The organism is Pedobacter sp., assembly GCF_035317785.1.
GTDB lineage: Bacteria > Bacteroidota > Bacteroidia > Sphingobacteriales > Sphingobacteriaceae > Pedobacter.
In genome coordinates this window covers 1-21588 of sequence record NZ_DATHGC010000232.1, presented here as the reverse complement: position 1 = coordinate 21588, position 21588 = coordinate 1, and the positions used below count along the sequence as shown (strand labels likewise).

16 protein-coding genes are annotated in these 21588 nt (G+C 44.4%); 8 read left to right on the top strand and 8 right to left on the bottom strand.

Annotation, left to right across the window (positions count from 1 at the left end; genetic code table 11):
- The first annotated feature begins 27 nt into the window (after positions 1 to 27).
- The 4 genes from rplL to VK541_RS14105 all read left to right on the top strand — a co-directional run bounded on the left by rplL (position 28) and on the right by VK541_RS14105 (position 9091).
- A complete protein-coding gene (gene rplL, locus VK541_RS14120) occupies positions 28 to 402 on the top strand; it encodes a 50S ribosomal protein L7/L12 (protein ID WP_324370972.1) in 375 nt (124 codons plus the stop codon).
- Positions 403 to 556: 154 nt separating this feature from the next.
- Positions 557 to 4360 (top strand): DNA-directed RNA polymerase subunit beta, encoded by a 3804-nt coding sequence (rpoB, locus tag VK541_RS14115; protein WP_324370971.1) that lies wholly within the window; start codon positions 557 to 559, stop codon positions 4358 to 4360.
- Positions 4361 to 4378: 18 nt separating this feature from the next.
- Positions 4379 to 8665 carry a DNA-directed RNA polymerase subunit beta' gene (gene rpoC, locus VK541_RS14110; protein ID WP_324370970.1) on the top strand — a complete coding sequence of 1429 codons (4287 nt, stop codon included), beginning with the start codon at positions 4379 to 4381 and terminating at the stop codon, positions 8663 to 8665.
- A 111-nt stretch (positions 8666 to 8776) separates the two neighbouring features.
- Positions 8777 to 9091, top strand: a complete 315-nt coding sequence (locus tag VK541_RS14105; protein WP_324370969.1) for a DUF3467 domain-containing protein — start codon at positions 8777 to 8779, stop codon at positions 9089 to 9091.
- Here VK541_RS14105 and miaA read toward each other — a convergent pair.
- The 6 genes from miaA to VK541_RS14075 are packed head-to-tail and all read right to left on the bottom strand — an operon-like array spanning position 9088 to position 14659.
- Positions 9088 to 9996, bottom strand: a complete 909-nt coding sequence (gene miaA / locus VK541_RS14100; protein WP_324370968.1) for a tRNA (adenosine(37)-N6)-dimethylallyltransferase MiaA — start codon at positions 9994 to 9996, stop codon at positions 9088 to 9090. The two genes, VK541_RS14105 and miaA, sit on opposite strands and share 4 nt — an antisense overlap.
- 9 nt (positions 9997 to 10005) lie before the next feature.
- Positions 10006 to 10662: an IS1096 element passenger TnpR family protein gene (locus tag VK541_RS14095; RefSeq protein WP_324370967.1), complete on the bottom strand. Its 657-nt coding sequence runs from the start codon at positions 10660 to 10662 to the stop codon at positions 10006 to 10008.
- Positions 10663 to 10719: 57 nt separating this feature from the next.
- Complete coding sequence (locus VK541_RS14090; protein ID WP_324370966.1) at positions 10720 to 12126, bottom strand: CCA tRNA nucleotidyltransferase; 1407 nt, start codon at positions 12124 to 12126, stop codon at positions 10720 to 10722.
- Between the two features lie 26 nt (positions 12127 to 12152).
- Positions 12153 to 12719, bottom strand: coding sequence for an L-threonylcarbamoyladenylate synthase (locus VK541_RS14085; protein WP_324370965.1), 567 nt, complete (start codon positions 12717 to 12719; stop codon positions 12153 to 12155).
- Positions 12712 to 13836, bottom strand: coding sequence for a glycosyltransferase family 1 protein (locus tag VK541_RS14080; protein ID WP_324370964.1), 1125 nt, complete (start codon positions 13834 to 13836; stop codon positions 12712 to 12714). The genes VK541_RS14085 and VK541_RS14080 overlap by 8 nt, the downstream gene beginning before the upstream one ends.
- A 4-nt stretch (positions 13837 to 13840) precedes the next feature.
- Positions 13841 to 14659, bottom strand: coding sequence for a 2,3,4,5-tetrahydropyridine-2,6-dicarboxylate N-succinyltransferase (locus VK541_RS14075; protein ID WP_324370963.1), 819 nt, complete (start codon positions 14657 to 14659; stop codon positions 13841 to 13843).
- Positions 14660 to 14797: 138 nt separating this feature from the next.
- On the opposite strand from VK541_RS14075, the gene VK541_RS14070 reads away from it, so the two are divergent.
- A complete protein-coding gene (locus VK541_RS14070) occupies positions 14798 to 15199 on the top strand; it encodes an RNA-binding S4 domain-containing protein (RefSeq protein WP_324370962.1) in 402 nt (133 codons plus the stop codon).
- Here the strand turns inward: VK541_RS14070 and VK541_RS14065 are convergent.
- Positions 15196 to 15918: an EcsC family protein gene (locus tag VK541_RS14065; RefSeq protein ID WP_324370961.1), complete on the bottom strand. Its 723-nt coding sequence runs from the start codon at positions 15916 to 15918 to the stop codon at positions 15196 to 15198. The genes VK541_RS14070 and VK541_RS14065 overlap by 4 nt on opposite strands.
- A 110-nt stretch (positions 15919 to 16028) precedes the next feature.
- On the opposite strand from VK541_RS14065, the gene VK541_RS14060 reads away from it, so the two are divergent.
- Positions 16029 to 17882, top strand: a complete 1854-nt coding sequence (locus VK541_RS14060) for a redoxin domain-containing protein (RefSeq protein ID WP_324370960.1) — start codon at positions 16029 to 16031, stop codon at positions 17880 to 17882.
- Positions 17883 to 17954: 72 nt separating this feature from the next.
- On the opposite strand, the gene VK541_RS14055 is transcribed toward VK541_RS14060, so the two are convergent.
- A complete protein-coding gene (locus VK541_RS14055; protein WP_324370959.1) occupies positions 17955 to 18539 on the bottom strand; it encodes an OmpH family outer membrane protein in 585 nt (194 codons plus the stop codon).
- Positions 18540 to 18761: 222 nt separating this feature from the next.
- Between VK541_RS14055 and gyrB the strand changes: the two genes are divergently transcribed.
- Both gyrB and VK541_RS14045 read left to right on the top strand, forming a co-directional pair.
- Complete coding sequence (gene gyrB, locus VK541_RS14050; protein ID WP_324370958.1) at positions 18762 to 20720, top strand: DNA topoisomerase (ATP-hydrolyzing) subunit B; 1959 nt, start codon at positions 18762 to 18764, stop codon at positions 20718 to 20720.
- Positions 20721 to 20834: 114 nt separating this feature from the next.
- A partial coding sequence (locus VK541_RS14045) for an alkaline phosphatase PhoX (protein ID WP_324370957.1) occupies positions 20835 to 21588 on the top strand: 754 nt, incomplete at its 3' end.

The following is a 21588-nucleotide window of genomic DNA, read 5'->3' as shown; positions in this document are numbered from 1 at the left end:
TACGTAAATTTTTAAAAATCTATAAAAATGGCAGATTTAAAAGCGTTTGCTGAGCAATTGGTAAACTTAACAGTTAAAGAAGTTAACGAATTAGCTCAAATCTTAAAAGACGAGTATGGTATTGAACCAGCTGCAGCTGCAGTTGCTGTTGCAGGCCCTGCTGCTGATGCTGCTCCTGTAGCAGAAGAAAAAACTACTTTTGATGTAATATTGAAAGAAGCTGGTGGTTCTAAATTAGCAGTTGTTAAATTGGTAAAAGACCTGACTGGCTTAGGTTTGAAAGAAGCTAAAGATCTAGTTGACGGTGCACCTAAAGAATTAAAAGCTGGTGTTGCTAAAGACGAAGCTGAAGCTTTGAAAAAACAATTAGAAGAAGCTGGAGCTGTAGTTGAAATTAAGTAGTCACTTAATTTTAATATAACTTTAACCGTAGACTCCGACTGTATAGTCGGAGTCTATACCTGTTTATAAACTTTTCACCTTGTTTGGTTGATGAGAAGTTTTAACGGCTAACCAAACAAATAGTTTATTCTTAAAGTAAATTAACTTTAGTCCATTGGCAAATAAAGTCGACCAAAGAGTAAATTTTGCACGTAGTAAGCACATCATAGACTATCCAGATTTTCTGGATGTGCAGTTGCAATCATTCAGAGAATTTTTTCAGATCGAAACAACTTCTGATAACCGTCATACAGAGGGTTTATTTAAGGTGTTTGCTGAGAATTTCCCAATCACTGATTCCAGGAACATTTTTGTTTTGGAATTCCTTGATTATTTTATTGATCCACCGCGTTATGATATACCTGAGTGTATCGACCGTGGGTTGACCTATAGTGTTCCATTAAAGGCGAAGCTGAAGCTTTCCTGTAATGATGCTGAACACGAGGATTTTGAAACCATCATTCAAGATGTGTATTTAGGGACCATACCTTATATGACTCCTAAGGGTACATTTGTTATTAACGGCGCAGAGCGTGTAATTGTTTCTCAATTGCACAGGTCTCCGGGTGTGTTTTTCGGCCAGAGCCGTCACACCAACGGTACCAAGCTTTATTCTGCCCGTGTAATTCCTTTTAAAGGATCTTGGATCGAGTTTGCTACTGACGTAAACAACGTCATGTACGCGTACATCGATCGTAAGAAAAAATTCCCGGTTACCACCTTGTTACGTGCTATTGGTTACGATTCTGATAAAGATATCCTTGAATTGTTTGATCTTGCCGATGAGGTAAAGGTGAGCAAATCGGGCTTGAAAAAATACATCGGTCGTAAACTTGCTGCAAGGGTTCTGAGAAAATGGGTTGAAGATTTTGTAGATGAAGATACCGGTGAGGTAGTTTCTATAGATCGTAACGAAGTGATCTTGGACAGGGATACTGTTTTAGAAGACGACCATATCGATTTGATCATTGATGCCGGCGTGAAAACGATCATCTTGTCTAAAGATGATGGTGCCAGCCAGGCAGATTATACGATTATCTATAATACTTTACAAAAAGATACTTCTAACTCTGAAAAAGAGGCTGTTGAAAACATCTATCGTGCTTTGCGTAATGCAGAACCACCTGATGAGGAAACTGCAAGGGGTATCATTGAACGTTTGTTCTTCTCGGATAAACGTTATGACCTTGGTGATGTAGGCCGTTACAGGATCAACCGCAAGTTGAAAATGGATACGCCTGATCACGTAAAGGTTTTGACAAAAGCAGATATCATTGCGATTGTTAAATACCTGATCAAACTGATCAACTCTAAAGAAGAGGTGGATGATATCGATCACTTGTCGAACCGTCGTGTTCGTACTGTGGGAGAGCAATTGTACGCTCAGTTTGGCGTTGGTCTGGCCCGTATGGCCCGTACCATCCGCGAGCGTATGAACATCCGTGACAACGAGGTGTTTACTCCGACCGATCTGATCAATGCACGTACTTTATCGTCTGTGATCAATTCGTTCTTTGGAACCAACCAGTTGTCTCAGTTCATGGACCAGACGAATCCTTTGGCGGAGATCACGCACAAGCGTCGTCTTTCAGCTTTAGGCCCTGGTGGTCTTTCACGTGAGCGTGCAGGTTTTGAGGTGCGTGACGTACACTATACCCACTACGGCCGCTTGTGTACTATTGAGACACCAGAGGGACCAAACATTGGTCTGATCTCGTCTCTTTGTGTTCATGCGAAGATCAATAACTTAGGTTTCATTGAGACTCCGTATAAAAAGGTGGAAAATGGCATCGTTTCAATGGACGAGCCGGTAATCTACTTATCTGCTGAAGATGAAGATGGGAAGACCATTGCTCAGGCGAATGCGGAATATGACGATAAAGGTAATTTCACCACTGACCGTGTTAAAGCGCGTTATGAGGGTGACTTCCCGATCATTGAGCCTGAGAAATTAGACTTGATGGACATCGCTCCTAACCAGATCACATCGATCGCTGCGTCATTGATTCCTTTCCTGGAGCATGATGATGCGAACAGGGCTTTGATGGGATCGAACATGCAGCGTCAGGCCGTGCCTTTGCTGCGTCCTGAAGCTCCGATCGTTGGTACAGGACTTGAAGGCCGCGTAGCCCGCGACTCCAGGACTTTGATCAATGCTGAAGGTGACGGTATGGTAGAATATGTGGATGCCAATGAGATCACGATCAAATATGTAAGGAACGATGGCGATCGTCTGGTTTCTTTCGAAGGAGATAGTAAAACTTATAAACTGATCAAGTTCAAGAAAACCAACCAGAATACCTGTATCAACTTGAAGCCAATCGTTAAGAAAGGCCAGAAAGTGGTAAAAGGACAGGTACTGTGTGAAGGTTATGCTACTGAAAATGGTGAGCTGGCGTTGGGAAGAAACTTAAAAGTTGCTTTCATGCCTTGGCAGGGATATAACTTTGAGGATGCGATCGTAATCAACGAGCGTATTGTTCGTGAGGATATCTTTACTTCGCTTCACATTGAGGAGTTTGAATTAGAGGTGCGTGATACCAAACGCGGTGAGGAGGAACTGACACCAGATATCCCTAACGTTTCTGAGGAAGCTACTAAGGACCTTGACGAAAACGGTATCATCCGTATTGGCGCTGAGGTTAAAGAAGGCGATATCCTGATTGGCAAGATCACTCCTAAAGGAGAATCTGATCCTTCACCGGAAGAGAAGTTATTGCGTGCGATATTTGGAGATAAAGCTGGTGATGTGAAAGATGCATCATTGAAAACACCTCCTTCTATCAAAGGTGTGGTCATTGATACCAAGCTGTTCTCGAGAGCTAAGAAAACTACTAAAGCTGAGGAAAAATCAGCGATAGAGAAGCTGGATAAAAAGTATGAGATCACCGTTATGAATCTTAAGAATGAGCTTGTTGACAAGTTGTTCCAGATCGTAAACGGTAAAACTTCTCAGGGTGTATTTAACGTTTATAAAGAACTGTTATTCCCTAAAGGAGCGAAATTCACTCAGAAAAGTCTGGCTGACCTGGAATATGCACACATCAATCCATACAAATGGACTACTGATGATGACAAGAATGACCAGATCAAATTGTTGCTTCACAACTATGGTATTCGTGTAAACGAAGAGCTTGGCGCGTACAAACGCGATAAGTTTGCCATCAGTGTGGGTGATGAGCTGCCATCCGGTATCGTTCAGATGGCTAAAGTGTATGTTGCTAAGAAACGTAAATTAAAAGTAGGTGATAAGATGGCAGGCCGCCACGGAAATAAGGGTATTGTAGCCCGGATCGTACGTGATGAGGATATGCCGTTCTTGGAAGACGGAACTCCGGTTGATATCGTGCTGAACCCACTGGGTGTGCCTTCACGTATGAACCTTGGTCAGATCTATGAAACGGTTCTGGCATGGGCTGGTAAAGAACTGGGTATTAAATTTGCAACCCCGATTTTTGATGGTGCCAAGCATGATGAAGTGGAAGACTGGATCGCCAAAGCTGGTTTGCCGGCTTCGGGAAGAACCTATTTACACAATGGTTTGACGGGCGAGAGATTTGATCAGCCAACAACTGTAGGTATTATCTACATGCTGAAACTTGGACACATGGTTGATGATAAGATGCACGCACGTTCAATCGGGCCATATTCACTGATCACACAACAACCATTGGGTGGTAAAGCCCAGTTCGGTGGTCAGCGTTTTGGTGAGATGGAGGTTTGGGCACTGGAAGCATTTGGTGCGGCCAATATCCTGCAGGAGATCTTAACTGTTAAGTCAGATGATGTGATCGGCAGGGCTAAAACTTACGAAGCGATTGTAAAAGGCGAAAACCTTCCTACACCTGGTGTACCGGAATCATTCAATGTACTGGTGCATGAGCTGCGCGGATTAGGTTTAGATATTACGTTAGACTAATGTTAACACAAAAGAGCTATGTCTTACAAAAAAGATAATAAATTAAAAAGCAATTTCACCTCGATCACCATTAGTTTGGCGTCGCCTGAGGCTATTTTGGAGCGCTCAAGTGGTGAGGTGTTGAAACCTGAAACCATCAATTACCGTACTTACAAACCTGAACGTGATGGTTTGTTCTGCGAGCGTATTTTTGGTCCGGTAAAAGATTACGAATGTCACTGCGGTAAATACAAGCGTATCCGTTATAAAGGGATTGTTTGTGACCGTTGCGGTGTTGAGGTAACTGAAAAGAAAGTACGGAGAGAGCGTATGGGCCACATCAATCTGGTGGTTCCTGTTGCACACATCTGGTATTTCCGCTCATTGCCAAATAAAATTGGTTACCTGCTGGGTCTGCCTACTAAAAGGCTTGACCTGATCATCTATTACGAGCGCTATGTAGTGATACAGGCGGGATTAATGTCTGATGAAGGTATCCAGTACATGGATTTCTTAACTGAAGAGGAATATTTGGATATTTTGGATAAGTTGCCAAAAGAGAACCAATACCTGGATGACAAAGACCCTAATAAATTCATCGCCAAAATGGGTGCTGAAGCGTTAGAAGATTTGTTGAAACGTATTGATCTGGACACATTATCCTATAACCTGCGTCACCAGGCTGCAAATGAGACTTCACAACAACGTAAAAATGAGGCCTTAAAACGTCTTCAGGTTGTAGAGGCTTTCCGTGGTTCAAGGTCACGTATTGAGAACAATCCGGAGTGGATGATCATTAAGATCGTTCCGGTTATACCACCGGAACTGCGTCCGCTGGTTCCTTTGGAGGGTGGTCGTTTTGCGACTTCCGATTTGAATGATCTGTATCGCCGTGTGATTATCCGTAACAACCGTTTGAAACGTTTGATCGAGATCAAAGCCCCTGAAGTAATCTTGCGTAATGAAAAACGTATGTTGCAGGAAGCCGTTGACTCTTTATTTGATAATTCACGTAAAGTGAATGCTGTAAAAACTGAAGGTAACCGTGCTTTGAAATCTCTTTCAGATATTCTGAAAGGTAAGCAAGGCCGTTTCCGTCAGAACTTATTGGGTAAACGTGTGGATTATTCAGCACGTTCTGTAATTGTTGTAGGGCCAAACCTGAAACTACACGAATGCGGTTTACCTAAGGATATGGCAGCTGAGCTGTTCAAACCGTTTATCATCCGCAAGATGATAGAAAGAGGGATCGTTAAAACAGTAAAATCTGCAAAGAAAATTGTAGACAGGAAAGACCCCTTAGTTTGGGATATCCTGGAGAATGTTTTAAAAGGTCACCCTGTATTGCTAAACCGTGCGCCTACGCTGCACAGACTGGGTATCCAGTCCTTCCAGCCTAAATTGGTGGAAGGTAAGGCCATACAGCTGCACCCTTTAGTGTGTACGGCCTTCAACGCGGATTTTGACGGTGACCAGATGGCGGTGCATTTACCGCTGGGTCATGCTGCAATCCTTGAGGCGCAGGTATTGATGCTTGCTGCACACAACATCCTGAACCCTGCAAACGGTACTCCTATTACTGTACCTTCCCAGGATATGGTTTTGGGTCTTTATTACATTACTAAAGGCCGCAGAACCGACGAAGGACGTGTTGTTAAAGGACAGGATTCTCTATTCTATTCTCCTGAAGAGGTGATCATTGCTTACAATGAGAAACAAATTGATCTTCATGCCTTTATCAAAGTTAAGGTAAACGTAAAAGATGAGAACGGAAATATTGTAAACAGACTGACTGAAACTACTGTAGGACGTGTATTGTTCAACCAGATGGTTCCTGAAGAAGTAGGATATATCAATGAACTGCTGACCAAGAAATCTCTCAGGGATATTATTGGTGATGTAGTGAAGATCACTGGTATGGCCCGCGCTTCTAAATTCCTGGATGACATCAAAGAACTAGGGTTCCAGATGGCATTCCGCGGAGGTCTGTCATTCAATTTACAGGATGTAAACATTCCGGTTGAAAAACACACGCTGCTTCAGCAGGCATCTGTTGAGGTTGAGGAGGTGAGGAATAACTACAATATGGGATTCATTACCAACAACGAGCGTTACAATCAGATCATCGATATCTGGACACGTATCAATAACCGCCTGACTTCGTTCGTAATGAACCAGTTGTCGAGTGATAACCAGGGCTTCAACTCTGTGTATATGATGCTTGACTCCGGAGCCCGTGGTTCTAAAGAGCAGATTCGTCAGCTTTGCGGAATGAGGGGATTGATGGCCAAGCCTCAGAAATCAGGTTCAGGTGGTGAGATCATTGAAAACCCGATCTTGTCTAACTTTAAGGAAGGACTGTCGGTACTGGAATACTTCATTTCTACTCACGGTGCCCGTAAAGGTTTGGCGGATACGGCGTTAAAAACTGCTGATGCTGGTTACCTGACCCGTCGTTTGCACGACGTTGCTCAGGATATGATCGTAAATTCTGAAGATTGCGGTACTTTGAGAGGTATGTATACCACAGCGTTGAAAGACAATGAGGATATCGTTGAGCCATTGTACGACAGACTTTTAGGTCGTATCTCACTTCATGATGTATTTAATCCTCTAGATGGTAAGTTATTGGTATCTGCCGGACAGGATATTGACGAAGATATTGCGAAAGCAATAGAGGAATCTCCGCTGGAAGGCGTTGAAATCCGTTCCGTACTTACTTGTGAAAATCAAAGAGGTGTTTGCGCACTTTGTTACGGGCGTAACCTTGCAACTGGTAAACGTGTTCAAAAAGGTGAGGCTGTAGGTGTAATTGCCGCGCAGTCAATCGGTGAGCCGGGTACTCAGCTGACACTTCGTACATTCCACGTGGGTGGTACCGCATCAAACATTGCTGCTGAATCTCAGATCATTGCTAAGTTTGATGGTGTCATCGAATTTGAAAATGTTCGTACGGTTTCTACTAAAACGGATGACGGTGATACGCAAATTGTACTTGGCCGTTCAGGTGAGTTCAAAATCGTTGAGCCCGTTACAGGTAAAGTGATCATGACCAATAACATTCCTTATGGTTCATTCCTGTATGTTGAGGATGGAGCTAAAATTGCAAAGGGAGACAGAATTTGTTCATGGGATCCATATAATGCGGTAATCATCTCGGAATTTGCCGGTAAGATCGAATTTGACGCCATCATTGAAGGGGTAACCTTCCGTGAGGAATCAGATGAGCAGACCGGTCACCGTGAAAAAGTAATTATTGATACGCGTGATAAAACTAAAAACCCTTCTGTAAGGATCGTTGATAAAAAAGGCGAGCTGATCAGAGGTTACAACATTCCTGTTGGAGCGCACATTGCAATCGACGAAGGTGAAGCAGTTCAGACTGGTCAGATCCTGGTTAAGATTCCTCGTGCAACTGGCAAGACTAGGGATATTACGGGTGGTTTGCCGCGTGTTACTGAGCTTTTCGAAGCACGTAACCCGTCTAACCCTGCAGTAGTAACGGAAATTGATGGTGTGGTAACTTTGGGTGGTGTGAAACGTGGTAACAGGGAAATGACCATCGAGTCGAAAGACGGAGAGGTTAAAAAATACCTGGTGCCATTGTCTAAACACATTTTGGTTCAGGACAATGACTTCGTAAAAGCCGGTATGCCGCTTTCAGATGGTTCTATCTCACCTGCGGATATCCTTGCAATTAAAGGACCTGCAGCTGTACAGGAATACCTGGTTAACGGTATCCAGGAGGTTTATCGTTTGCAAGGTGTGAAAATCAATGACAAGCACTTTGAAGTGATCGTACACCAGATGATGCAGAAGGTACACATCGAAGATCCGGGAGACACCAGTTTCTTAGAGAACAACTCTGTAGACCGCTGGGACTTCATGATTGAGAATGATGAGATCTATGACAAAAAAGTTGTTGTGGAAGCCGGTGATTCAAATACGGTTAAACCTGGTCAGATTCTTTCTTTACGCAAATTAAGAGATGAAAATTCTCAGCTGAAACGTAAAGATCTGAAACAAATTGAGGTTCGTGATGCAAGACCTGCAACCGCGAGTTCAGTGCTGCAAGGCATTACACGTGCTTCACTGGGTACCAAATCATTCATATCAGCAGCTTCATTCCAGGAAACAACAAAAGTATTGAACGAGGCAGCTATCGCTGGTAAACGTGACAATATGCTTGGATTGAAAGAGAATGTAATCGTTGGACACTTAATTCCTTCAGGAACAGGTGTTCGCGGATATGAGCGTATCATTGTGGGTTCACAGGAAGAATACGATAAGTTACTGGCTTCAAAGCAAGAAGAAGTAGAAGCTTAATTTCTTTAAATAATTTCAAAGTCCCCCTTCTTTTAAGCTGGGGGACTTTTTTGTGCTTATTTTTTAACCGGGTTTTTTCTGATTACCCACATTAACCATTAGTTTTGTCTTATGGAAGAACAAAATAACGACAATCAACTCAACATAGAACTTTCCGAAGAAATAGCGGAGGGCATATTTTCTAACCTGGCGATCATTACGCACTCCAATACTGAATTTGTGCTGGACTTTATCCGGGTGATGCCGGGGGTACCAAAAGCAAGGGTTAAATCCAGGATCATTCTGACCCCGGAACATGCCAAAAGATTACTTGGTGCGATGCAGGACAATATTGAAAAATACGAAGCAATAAACGGGAGAATAAAGACTCAGGAAGAGCCTCCGGGTTTTCCGATGAACTTTGGCGGCCCGGCGGCACAGGCTTAATTCAAATTTTCTTTGATGTAGCTGATGATGGCATCTGTTTGATCAGGCTCAAACCATGAGGTGCTGTCATCTTTTCTAAACCAGGTCAGCTGGCGTTTGGCAAACCTGCGGGTATTTTGCTTGATCTTATCCACCGCCTCAGCCAATGTAATCTGCCCGTCAAGATGATCAAACAGCTCTGAATAGCCCACTGTATTCAGGGCGTTGCAGTGTCTGTATTGCTGCAGACCCCGCACCTCGTTCAGCAATCCTTTTTCCATCATTTGATCTACCCTGCGGTTGATGCGCTCGTAAAGCAGGCTGCGGTCAATGTTCAATCCTATCTTTAAGATCTTAAACGGGCGTTGTTTTTTACTGTTTGTAAAGAATGAAGACAGTTTCCGGCCGGTAGACAGGAAAAATTCCAATCCTCTGATCATGCGCTGTGGGTTAGACTGGTCTACCTGCTGGTAGTATTCAGGGTCAAGTTCGCTGAGCTGTTTTCTGATGGGATCCAGACCTTCAGCCGCCACCAGCTGATTGAGCTGCACCCTGATGTCCAGATCTGTTTCCGGCATTTCATCCAGACCTTTGCATACGGCGTCAATGTAGAGGCCCGATCCGCCGACCATGATCAGTACATTTTTTTTGGTGAACAGTTCTCCTATCAGCTTCAGTGCCTGAACTTCAAAATCACCTGTGCTGAACAAAGTTTGAATGCTGTGGGAATTGATGAAATGATGCGGCGCTGCGGCAAGTTCTTCTGCAGAAGGTTTTGCGGTACCTATTTCCATTTCACGAAAGAACTGTCTGGAATCTGCGGAGATGATCTCAGTCGAAAAGTGCTGCGCCAGTCTTATTGCCAAAGCAGTTTTTCCGATGGCGGTAGGGCCTGCTATTACAATAAGAGTTTGATCAGATGCCATGGTCGGGCATTAATAATCGTCTTCTTTAAACTGCTCGTCTTCGAAATTTTCGTTGTCTGCAAATTCATCTGAGGACTCATCGGATTCCTGTTCATCGTGGTCATCCTCTTTCACATCGGTATTGATCCCTCTTCCCCCCATGGCCTCAAGTTCTTCGGTGTCTTCCGGAACAAAATCCATCTCGTTCAGGAAATCGAATTCGGAAGATACGGGGTTTGAGGATACCGCTGCAAAAGCGCCCAGGTTATTTTTATCGATGATCTTAGGCGCCTCTCCCGTACTTTTAACCAGGAATGGATATTCTATGTTCGGATCAGTTTCCAGGATGATCTTGATGAGCTCTACATGGAAATCAAAAGGGCGGTCGAAATTATAGATATAATAGAACTTCTGATGCGGATCCTCTATGAAATTGCTCAGTTTGGAGTTCTCCATCAGGGTGACACCACGATCTGTTTTGCGCTGATTGGGCAGGTAGGCGATCTCATCACCTTTGATCCAATTGTCAGTACTCACATAGAATGAGGATGATTTCTCTGCTGAATATCCGGTAGAACGGTGAACTGCTTTATGGAGGTCTTCAAAAGTCTGGTTTGATTTGATATCAATTTCCCTTACTACTTCATCGAAATCTTCGAAACTTATTCTAAATCTGTAAATTGCCATCTGAGCTTATTTTCTAGCTATAAAATTAAAAAATAAAATATACTTTATATAATTGTATTAATGCGTTACCGGCGAAAGGCCTAATTCTTTGGCTTTTAGAAGCATAAACTGTAACGCATCGTCGTATGTATTTGTTATATCGCCTTCCAAAATCGCCTCACGGATGGCATTTTTGATGATCCCAACCTCTTTGCCCGCCCCCAGTCCGAATATTTTCATGATGTCATTCCCGGTAATGGGAGGTTGCCAGTTCCTGATCTTGTCTCTTTCCTCGACATCCTTCAGCTTTTGCTTGACCAGCTCAAAGTTGTTGCGGTACTTTTTTACCTTATACTCGTTCTTTGTGGTTACATCAGCATTGCAAAGCAGCATCAGGCTTTCAATATCTTCACCGGCATCAAAAAGTAACCGCCTTACAGCTGAATCCGTGACTACTTCCTGCGCCAGCACTATAGGACGAAGGTGGAGCTGAACCAGTTTCTGTACATATTTCATCTTCTCATTGAGGGGAAGTTTGAGCTGGGCAAAGATCTGGGGAACCATACGGGCACCCTTGTCTTCATGACCATGAAATGTCCAGCCATGGCCTTCCTCAAAACGTTTTGTGGCAGGTTTGGCTATGTCGTGCAGAATCGCCGCCCAGCGGAGCCAAAGGTCGTTTGTGGTCCCGCAGATATTGTCCAGCACCTGCAGGGTGTGATAGAAATTGTCCTTATGCCCTTTCCCCTTGATGATCTCCACGCCAGACAGGTTGGCCATCTGCGGGAAAATGAGCTTTAAAAGACCGGTATCAAACAGGTAATTAAACCCCAGTGAAGGTTTTGGAGACAGGATGATCTTGTTGAGCTCATCAGTGATGCGTTCCTTAGATACGATACTGATCCTGTCCTTTTGTTTGCTGATGGCCTTAAGCGCTGCCTCGTCTATTTTGAAATTGAGCTGGGCCGCAAAACGGATGGCCCGCATCATCCGAAGGGGGTCGTCAGAGAAAGTCAGCTCGGGATCCAAAGGCGTACGGATCAACCGGCTATTCAGATCATCTATGCCATTAAAAGGATCTATCAATACACCATAATTGTCTTCATTTAAGGAAATGGCGAGGGCGTTAATCGTAAAGTCCCTCCTCAGCTGATCATCGCTGATGGTGCCGTTTTCCACTATCGGCTTACGGGAGCTGGACCGGTAAGATTCTTTTCTGGCCCCTACAAATTCAATCTCCAGATCCTGCAGCTTTAGCATGGCAGTACCAAAATTCTTAAAAACAGCCACTTTGGTCTTCAATTGTGCGCCGGCAAGTTCAGCGAATTCAATTCCGTTGCCCAGTACTACAATATCAATGTCCTTGGAAGGTCTTTGCAGAAAAATATCGCGCACATAGCCGCCAATAACGTACGCTTCGATGCTGTGCTTTTTTGCAATATTTGCAAGAACCTTAAAAACAGGATGTTGTAAGTGTTTCTCCATTGGCTGAACTGCAAAAGTAGTAAAACTTACCTTCTAATAAAGGAAAATTGGCCTCCCGGTGCTAATTTCATGATGGTCGATGGTTTTTTTTCGGTGCGCAGATCCTGTTCCAGGTCCACGACATAGTCGGCGGCTTCTTTGATCTCCTCGCTGATCTCATCAAAAAAACGCGGAGAGGGCTCACCCGATATATTGGCAGAGGTGGAAGTCAGCGGTTTACGGAACCTTTGGATGAGCTGCTGACAGAAATCGTGTTTTACGATCCTTACGCCAACACTGCCATCTTCATTGATCACATTCTTTGCCAGGTTTTTGGCCCCGGAAAAAACTATGGTTAAAGGGTGCTCTGCGTACTCAATCAGATCATAGGCAACATCAGGGATCTCGGTGACATAACTTTGAAGTTTGGCATCCGTATCCAGCAGGATGATGAAGCTTTTGTCATTGCTGCGCCCCTTAATGTCATTGATCTTTGACACAGCCAGTTCATTTGTGGCATCACAGCCCAGGCCCCAGACGGTATCCGTGGGGTATAAAATCACACCGCCGTTTTTTAATACGTTCAGGGCTTTTTCAATTTCTGTTCTAAGCATATTGTTTTTTAACATCCGTGTAGATATTCATCATTTTCCGGCTCAGCAGTTCATGATCAAAACGCTGAACATAGGACATTCCGCTGGTTTTCATTTGCGCTATGAGTTCAGGAGAACCAAGTACATCATTAATGGCCTTCGCAAATCCCAGGTGGTCTGAAGGAGCTGCATAAATACTGCCGGGCCCGCCGGCTTCTTCCAGGCAGGAACCACTTGCGGCAACCACAGGAACACCTGAACAAAGCGCTTCTATTACCGGGATCCCGAAACCTTCGTAAACAGAAGGATATACAAAAACACCTGCCATCTGATAAATCACAGGAAGTTCATCAAAAGGAACGTTTTGAAGAAATATGACGCGCGAATTCAGGTCAAGCCGGTCGATCTCCTGCTGTACAAGATCCGCATATGCGGTCCTTTTGCCAATTACCACCAGTTTATAAGATTCATTGACATGCTTCAGTGCCCTGATGAGGGTGAGGAGGTTTTTCCTGGTTTCAATGGTGCCGACATTGAGTATGTATTTGTCCGGCAACTGAAATTTCAGCCGCAGGGCTGTTTTTTTTTCTGCGGAGGCCGGAGTTTTGAAACTATCGTCGCAACCCTGGTAAACCACTTCGATCTTTTGCGGATCAGTTTTAAAAAACTCCATCACATCCCTTTTGGTGCATTCGCTGATGGCGATGATCTTGTCGGCGTGCTGACAGGCATGCCGGCATTTCAGTTTATAAATAAACCGGTCTATTGCTCCATAATACCGGGGGAATTTTAAAAAGATGAGGTCATGAATGGTCACAACTGCAGGTATATTTGCCGTTTTTAAATTGACCGGGATCTCGTGGCTCAGGCCATGAAAAAGGTCAATATTGTCGGTAAGCAGTTGTTTTTTGATGCCAAACGTTCGCCAGAGCAGCCCGCCGGAATCAGGGAGTTTAGCTATAATGTGCTCACGGGACAGAAAACTGCTGATCTGGGGCTTATCTTTTATTTTTGGGGTATAGACAAAATATTGGTTTTGAGGGAAAAACTGTGCCATGCCGGCAATCAGCGAGCGGCTATAATTTCCAAGTCCGGTTAAATTATTTGCTGCTCTTTTTCCGTCAAAACCAATCTTCATCAGGTTATACTGCTACATTGTTTTCTCTCAGTGCATCATTAAGAGAAGTCTTCTTGTCTGTAGACTCTTTACGCTTTCCGATGATCAATGCGCATGGAACATGATATTCTCCAGCAGGGAATTTTTTAGCGTAGCTTCCTGGAATTACGACTGAACGTGCCGGAACGATGCCTTTGTATTCCACCGGGCTGGGACCGGTTACGTCAATGATCTTGGTAGAGGCCGTCAATACCACATTGGCACCCAATACCGCTTCTTTTTCAACACGGACGCCCTCCACCACAATGGCTCTTGAGCCAATGAAGCAGTTGTCTTCAATGATGACGGGAGCAGCCTGGATAGGTTCCAGCACGCCGCCGATACCTACACCACCACTCAGGTGCACATGCTTGCCTATTTGAGCGCAGGAACCGACAGTAGCCCAGGTATCAACCATGGTACCCTCGTCCACATAAGCACCGATGTTTACATAAGAAGGCATCATGATCACTCCTTTGGATAAATATGCGCCATAGCGGGCACTTGCTCCCGGAACAACTCTGACACCCAGTTCTTTATAATTGGATTTCAGTTTCATTTTGTCATGAAACACAAAAGGGCCAACCTCTGTAACTTTCATTTGTCTGATCGGAAAGTATAAGATCACGGCTTTTTTAATCCATTCGTTTACACCCCATGAATTGAGTACAGGCTCAGCGACACGTATTTCGCCTTTGTCGAGCTGCATGATTACGGTCTCAATGGCTTCACAATGTTCATTATAATCTAATAAAGTTCTGTCGTCCCAAGCGGCTTCTACTAACTTTTTTAATTCTGCTATCATGTTATCAAATAATTTTTGACAAAATAAATCAATTTTATGTTATCGGGCGGTGTTTTCGGCAGATAATTATTCTTTTTTTGCTTTGAAGACAGCCTGAATTAAAAATTAATGAGGGTTCTTCCGTATTTTTGTTTTTTTATGAGTGAACAGGAAAAACTACGGATCGATAAATACCTATGGGCCATCAGGTTATTTAAAACCAGAAGCCTGGCTACGGAGGCCTGTAAGGCAGGCCGCGTCAAACTGAAGGGTCAGAACATCAAGGCATCGGCGATAGTCAAACCCGGCGACGTTTACCAGGTTTCAAAAGGAATAGAGAAAAAAGTGATAGAGGTAGTGGAGCTGCTTTACAATAGGGTAGAATCTAAAATAGCCGTCACCAAGTACAAAGACATCACCCCTGTAGAAGAGACGCATGCATTTAAATCGATGTTTCATGCCCCGGCACTAAAAAGGGACCGCGGTGCCGGAAGACCGACCAAAAAAGACAGGCGGGAGACCGACGACCTGATCGGCGGGATGTTTGAAAAAGAAGATTAACTTTTTTCCAGAACGCGCATCCTGTACGCCTGCATGGCAGTTTTTCCTAGTTTTTTGATCAGCTGGTAATTGGCCACAGCACCTACGGCCGCCCCGACAACGGGAAGCATTTGTGCGAGTTTGGCAATGTCGATATAATCACGGTATTCCTGCTGAAAACTGAGCCAGTCAAAATGCTCAGCGTCCTCAGGCAGCAAAAGCAATTGGTTTTCCCAGTTTTCCAGCTTATGATATACTTTGGCACCGCCTTCCTGACTGGAAAAAGCAAGCTGGAAAATGTGCAGGATGTACAGACGTTCGCGAAAATCCTTAACATCAAAGCCATAGAGCGAAGCAATCTCAAAGAGCAGTTTCATTTTAATGCCGATCAGGATGGGAAAATCTGCCAGGCTCATTAAAAAGCCGCCGGCCCCGGTAATGCCGCCTTCAGCAGCCCCGGTCTTGCCATAACTTTCTATCTTGTCCTTTACCAGTGCCTCGCGGTGGATCAGGCTCATTTCCGCAGGAGGCATAGCAGAAGTGGTATAAGCAGAGCCGTACAGCACGGTCTGTACCATTGTCTTGATGGCGGCTGTAATGGCGCTGTGCACCTTGTCAGGAATATAGCTGTTGATCTTCTTCTGGACCTTGCTGGTCAGTTTGTCCACCATGGAGGGTTTTTCCAGAATGTCCCTTTTCCAGAATTCCAGTTCGATCTTTACTTTTTCAGTGTAGCCCATTTCCGTCGCTGAGGATTTATCTTTAAGATGCAAAAAGTAAGCATAAGTTACCAGATCATAATGTTAATTTATATATTTAGTTTACATATAATCACCTTAAGCGCTTGACTATGAAATCTCTAAAATCTCTATTGCTGCTGCTCACTGCAGCATGCTCACTCCAGGCCCAAAATGTAACATTCATTCCCGAAAAGCCTGAATCGGGCAAACCTGTGTCTTTTATCTATGATCCTGCTGGTGGTAAGCTTGCGGCTGAAACCGAGATCACCTGTGCAGCGACCAGTTATGTAGATGCCAAATCTAATATCGAAAACATCACCCTGGTCAGACAGGGCAATGTTTTTAAGGGCAAGGTGATGGCCATGGCCAATACCGAACTTGTCAGTCTCTCGTTTGCATCGGGAGAAAAGAACGACGAAAATGCAAAAGGATACTTTGTGAAGATGTACAGAAAAGGCATCCCGATGGCGATGGGCTATATCGTGCAGGCCAATTTTTATTCGGGAGGGTTCCATCCTTTTATCAGGGCAGACCGGAGCCAGCAATTGCTGGCATTTGAAAAAGCTTTTCAGCTGAACCCGAAGCTCAAGGAAAAGTACGCCACGCAATACCTCTTTTTAAAATTTGCACAGGACAAAGTAAAGGCTGCTGAACTTACTAAAGCCGAAATCAGCAATATCCGGAAAAAGGCAGTGCTCACTGAAGCAGAGCTGGGTTCACTTGCTGCATATTACGTGCTGCTGAGCGATACAAAATCTGCGGACTCAGTCAGGGCACTGATCATAGCCCGTTTTCCCAAAGGCATAGTGGCATACAATGCCGCTGCTCTTGAACTGAATGGGGAGAGGGATGCGAAAAAATTAGAGGAAAAGCTGGAGCCCCTCATTAAGCGCTTTGATCTGGATACCGCAAAAAAAGAAGACAATGCACGGCTTTACAGATTTTACTATACACTGGCAAACTTGTTTGCTGCGGCGAAAGATTATGACAAAACGGAGTTTTACATCAGCAGGTTCAGTGATCAGACACAGGCCGCGGCATTGTACAACAATTTGGCCTGGGCGATGGCAGAGAAAAACCAGGAGACCGCAATTGCAGCCTCGTTTTCCAAAAAATCAATAGACATGGTCAAAGACCAGAAAGGACTGGAGCGGAACTACGCGATGTATGCAGATACCTATGCCTTATTGCTGCACCAGCAAGGCAATGATAAGGAAGCCGTTGCCTACCAGGAAGTCGCCAAACCTTATAATGACGCAGAAGGCAATGAACGCTACGTGATGTACCTCGAGCTTTCCGGAGATAAAGAAAAAGCCTATACAGAAGCAGACCGCGTCCTGAAAGAAGGCAAAGGCACCGATGCCCTTAAAGTGCGGTTCAAGACATTGTATGAAGGCAAGGGCAGTGCCGTTCCCTTTGAAACCTATATGGCAGGACTGGAAAAGATCGCCAAAGAAAAAATGAGCGCAGAGTGGGCGAAAAAAATGATCAATGACCCCGCACCCGGTTTTTCCCTGGTCAACAGGAAAGGAGAGACCGTTAGCCTGGCGAGCCTGAAAGGTAAAACAGTGGTGCTGGATTACTGGGCTACCTGGTGCGGGCCCTGTGTGGCCTCTTTTCCGGGCATGCAAAAAGCGGTGACAAAATATGCGTCAAATCCAAATGTGGTATTTCTTTTTATAAATACCTGGCAAAGAGAAGCAAACCGGGAAGAGGTGGTCAATAAGTTTTTTGAAGAAAATAAGTATGATTTCAACGTCCTTTACGATACCAGGAATAAAGCGAATCCAGAAACATTTGATGTGATCACTGCGTACAAAGTGAATGGTATTCCCACCAAGTTCATCATTGACCCTAAGGGCAACATCCGGTTTACAGCCGTAGGTTTTTCGGGCAATACCGATGAAGTGGTAAGAGAAATTGACATGATGATCGGTCTGGCATCTGCTGCTCCAGTTAAATAAAACGCTGCTGCGCAATAAAAAGGCCGGACTCCTGATGTGAAGCCCGGCCTTTTTACTCAAAGAATTCTTATGTTATTTTTTAATCGCCTCATTCAGGCCAACGATCACTTCGCTGGTCACATCCAGACTTTCGTCAGCAAATAAGATGGCGCTGTTTCCTTTAGAATAAGTAAGGACCATTTTATAGCCTTTCTTTTTAGAATATTCTTTCAGGTAGTCTGCTATTTTATCATAAAGCTTTACGTTTTCCGAATTTTGCTCATTTTGAAGCGCCGCGCTGGCATTTTGCTGATACGACTGCAGTTCCTGCTGTTTGCGGGCCAGCCTTTCTTCTGTGGCGGCTCTCTGGTCTGCAGGAAGTGTGCTCTGCTGTGCCTGGTACTGGGCTACCTCGCGCTGAAATGCCTGGCCTTTTGAAGCCATATCGTTTTGTGCAGCCTTGGCTTTGGTCTCCATTTTAGTCTTCAGGTCCTTGAAGTACTGATACTTATTCAATAATGAATCCGAATTTACATAAACGATCTTCTCTTCATTGCTCACCGTGGCAGTGCCTGTTTTTGGAGCCGCAGCGGTTTTCTCTTTGTCCTGGCAAGATGCCATTACAGAAACTATGGCTACCGCAGCAGCTAAACTGCCTAATTTTGTTGTTGTTTTCATCGTCTATTGATATTGATCCTGTTTTTATTTTGCTTTTTCTAATACAGAAAAGAGGTATAAATCAACACTCTTCGCCACAAATATAAAATTTCAAATTTAGTATCCTAAACAACTGTATTTTTTCGGATACTTTTAGCCTGTTTTAGGTCAAATAGTTATCCACATTTGCCTTTAATTAAGCGCAATTGGTTATTTTTGAATCTTATTGTTTTAACTAAAAATATGAGCGAAGAAAAGGATCCAAAGTCAAATTATTCGGCAGATAACATACAGGTATTAGAAGGTTTGGAAGCGGTGCGGAAGCGCCCTTCTATGTATATAGGCGATACCGGAATAAAAGGCTTGCACCACCTGGTTTACGAGGTTGTAGACAACTCTATTGACGAGGCACTGGCAGGACATGCCGACACCATATATGTAAATATTCTTAAAGACAACTCGATCAGGGTTGAAGATAACGGAAGGGGTATTCCTACAGGGATCACTACCAAAGAAAAGATCTCCGCATTAGAGATCGTAATGACAGTCTTACACGCAGGCGGTAAATTTGACAAGGATACCTATAAGGTATCCGGCGGATTGCATGGTGTAGGGGTAAGCTGTGTGAACGCACTGTCCACTCACTTAAAAGCAGAGGTTCACCGTGATGGGGAGATCTGGGCACAGGAATACAATATCGGTAAACCGTTGTATGACGTTAAAAAGATCGGTGAAACGGATAAAAGAGGTACCATTATCACTTTCACACCCGATGCAAGCATTTTCACCCAAACCGTTGAATACCGTTACGATACACTGGCTTCAAGGCTTAGAGAACTCTCTTTCCTGAACAAAGGCATCAAATTAACCCTGACCGATGAACGCGAATCGGACGACCAGGGAAATTTCCTGACCGAGCTTTTCCATTCGCAGGGCGGATTGAAAGAGTTTGTTCAGTTCCTGGACGGCAACCGTCCGTCTTTGATCGCAGAGCCGATCTATGTAGAGGGCATAAAAAATGGAATTCCTGTTGAGCTTGCGCTGCAATACAATGACAGCTATGCGGAAAATGTGCACTCTTATGTAAACAACATCAACACACACGAAGGCGGTACACACATTGCAGGTTTCAGAAGAGGTCTGACCAGAACACTTAAAGCATATGCTGACAAATCAGGCCTGCTTAAAAATGTAAAATTCGAGATCACCGGTGACGACTTCAGAGAAGGGCTTACCGCTGTAATTTCTGTGAAAGTACAGGAGCCGCAGTTTGAAGGCCAGACCAAGACCAAACTGGGCAATACGGAGGTGATGGGAGCAGTAGATATTGCAGTTGGAGAGGCGCTTAACAATTACCTGGAAGAAAATCCAAGGGAAGCCAGAACCATTGTCAATAAAGTAATCCTGGCTGCTACAGCCCGTTCTGCTGCGCGTAAAGCACGTGAAATGGTGCAGCGCAAGAGCGTAATGGGTGGTTCAGGACTTCCCGGCAAACTGGCAGATTGCTCTGATAGTGATCCGGAAAAATGCGAGCTGTACCTGGTGGAGGGTGACTCCGCGGGTGGTACGGCAAAACAGGGCCGCGACCGTAATTTCCAGGCGATCCTGCCGCTGAAAGGTAAGATCCTGAACGTGGAGAAAGCCATGGAGCATAAGATCTATGAAAACGACGAGATCAAGAACATGTTTACCGCATTGGGGGTGAGCATTGGTACCCCGGAAGATGATAAAGCATTAAATTTGGCCAAACTGCGTTACCACAAGATCGTGATCATGACGGATGCTGATATCGACGGTTCTCACATTACCACACTGATCCTTACATTCTTCTTCAGGTATATGAAGGCACTGATAGAGGCCGGTTATGTTTACATCGCAGCGCCGCCGCTGTACCAGGTGAAGAAAGGTAAAGAATTTGAATATTGCTGGAATGATGTACAGCGCGATGCTGCCGTACAGCGTCTGAAAGGCGCCGGTAAGGAAGAAAGCGTACACATTCAAAGGTATAAAGGTCTTGGAGAGATGAACGCAGAGCAGCTTTGGGATACGACATTAAACCCGGCTACCCGCACACTGATGCAGGCAACTATTGAAAATGCCGCAGAATGTGACCATACTTTCTCTATGCTGATGGGTGACGATGTTGCCCCGCGCAGGGACTTTATAGAAAGAAACGCGAAATACGCGAAAATTGATGCCTAACAGCCGGTAGCGCCGTCTAGTATACTGTGAAGCACCTCCCCGGAGGTGCTTTTTTATTGACCTTTTATTGAAATTAATACTAACTTAATACGAGATAGTTAGTTTTATATCCATATGGACAGTTCAAGAAGAAATTTTATCAGAAATACCAGCCTCGTCAGCTTAGGCTTCATCGGGTTGAATAATTATGCGGCAAATGCGGCGATGGACCTGTTTGCGGGTACGGAGCCTGGAGTGGGTTTCGGTCCGCTTTTCTATAAAGAGGGTGATCCGCTCAGTCTCCCCAAAGGATTTATGGCCAGGATCATTTCCAATAAAGGAGATTTAATGAATGACGGCCTGCTGATGCCCGGCATGTATGATGGAATGGGTTCTTTTTCGCATGCCGGAAAGACCATATTGATCAGAAATCATGAAAATAGTCCCGGCGCAGACTTGCTTGGCCCATTTGGAAAAGACAATGAGCTGCTCCATAAGATCAATAAAAGCAAGATCTATGATTTTGGCAAAGGCGAAGATACCTGTGTAGGCGGTACGACCACGTTGGTCTATAACGAAAAAACACAACAAGTAGAATCACAGTATTTAAGCCTGATCGGAACGGTCAGGAATTGCGCCGGTGGCATTACGCCCTGGAAGTCATGGATCACCTGCGAGGAAAGCAGCCTGAAGACAGGTAAGGAAGGAAGCAGTCTGGAGAAAGATCATGGTTTTAACTTTGAGGTACCAGCGACAGACAAGATCGGTATTGCCGACCCTCATCCGATAAAAGCAATGGGCAGGTTTACGCATGAAGCGGTAGCTGTTCAGCCTAAAACAGGGATCGTATATCAAACCGAAGATGAAGGAGACAGTCTTTTTTACAGGT

What these genes read in the sequence shown, in the direction of transcription:
- rplL (WP_324370972.1), top strand. Translation starts at nt 28, where the DNA reads ATGGCAGATTTAAAAGCGTTTGCTGAGCAATTGGTAAACTTAACAGTT.
- rpoC (WP_324370970.1), top strand. Translation starts at nt 4,379, where the DNA reads ATGTCTTACAAAAAAGATAATAAATTAAAAAGCAATTTCACCTCGATC.
- VK541_RS14105 (WP_324370969.1), top strand. Translation starts at nt 8,777, where the DNA reads ATGGAAGAACAAAATAACGACAATCAACTCAACATAGAACTTTCCGAA.
- miaA (WP_324370968.1), bottom strand. Translation starts at nt 9,996, where the DNA reads ATGGCATCTGATCAAACTCTTATTGTAATAGCAGGCCCTACCGCCATC.
- VK541_RS14095 (WP_324370967.1), bottom strand. Translation starts at nt 10,662, where the DNA reads ATGGCAATTTACAGATTTAGAATAAGTTTCGAAGATTTCGATGAAGTA.
- VK541_RS14090 (WP_324370966.1), bottom strand. Translation starts at nt 12,126, where the DNA reads ATGGAGAAACACTTACAACATCCTGTTTTTAAGGTTCTTGCAAATATT.
- VK541_RS14085 (WP_324370965.1), bottom strand. Translation starts at nt 12,719, where the DNA reads ATGCTTAGAACAGAAATTGAAAAAGCCCTGAACGTATTAAAAAACGGC.
- VK541_RS14080 (WP_324370964.1), bottom strand. Translation starts at nt 13,836, where the DNA reads ATGAAGATTGGTTTTGACGGAAAAAGAGCAGCAAATAATTTAACCGGA.
- VK541_RS14075 (WP_324370963.1), bottom strand. Translation starts at nt 14,659, where the DNA reads ATGATAGCAGAATTAAAAAAGTTAGTAGAAGCCGCTTGGGACGACAGA.
- VK541_RS14070 (WP_324370962.1), top strand. Translation starts at nt 14,798, where the DNA reads ATGAGTGAACAGGAAAAACTACGGATCGATAAATACCTATGGGCCATC.
- VK541_RS14065 (WP_324370961.1), bottom strand. Translation starts at nt 15,918, where the DNA reads ATGGGCTACACTGAAAAAGTAAAGATCGAACTGGAATTCTGGAAAAGG.
- VK541_RS14060 (WP_324370960.1), top strand. Translation starts at nt 16,029, where the DNA reads ATGAAATCTCTAAAATCTCTATTGCTGCTGCTCACTGCAGCATGCTCA.
- VK541_RS14055 (WP_324370959.1), bottom strand. Translation starts at nt 18,539, where the DNA reads ATGAAAACAACAACAAAATTAGGCAGTTTAGCTGCTGCGGTAGCCATA.
- gyrB (WP_324370958.1), top strand. Translation starts at nt 18,762, where the DNA reads ATGAGCGAAGAAAAGGATCCAAAGTCAAATTATTCGGCAGATAACATA.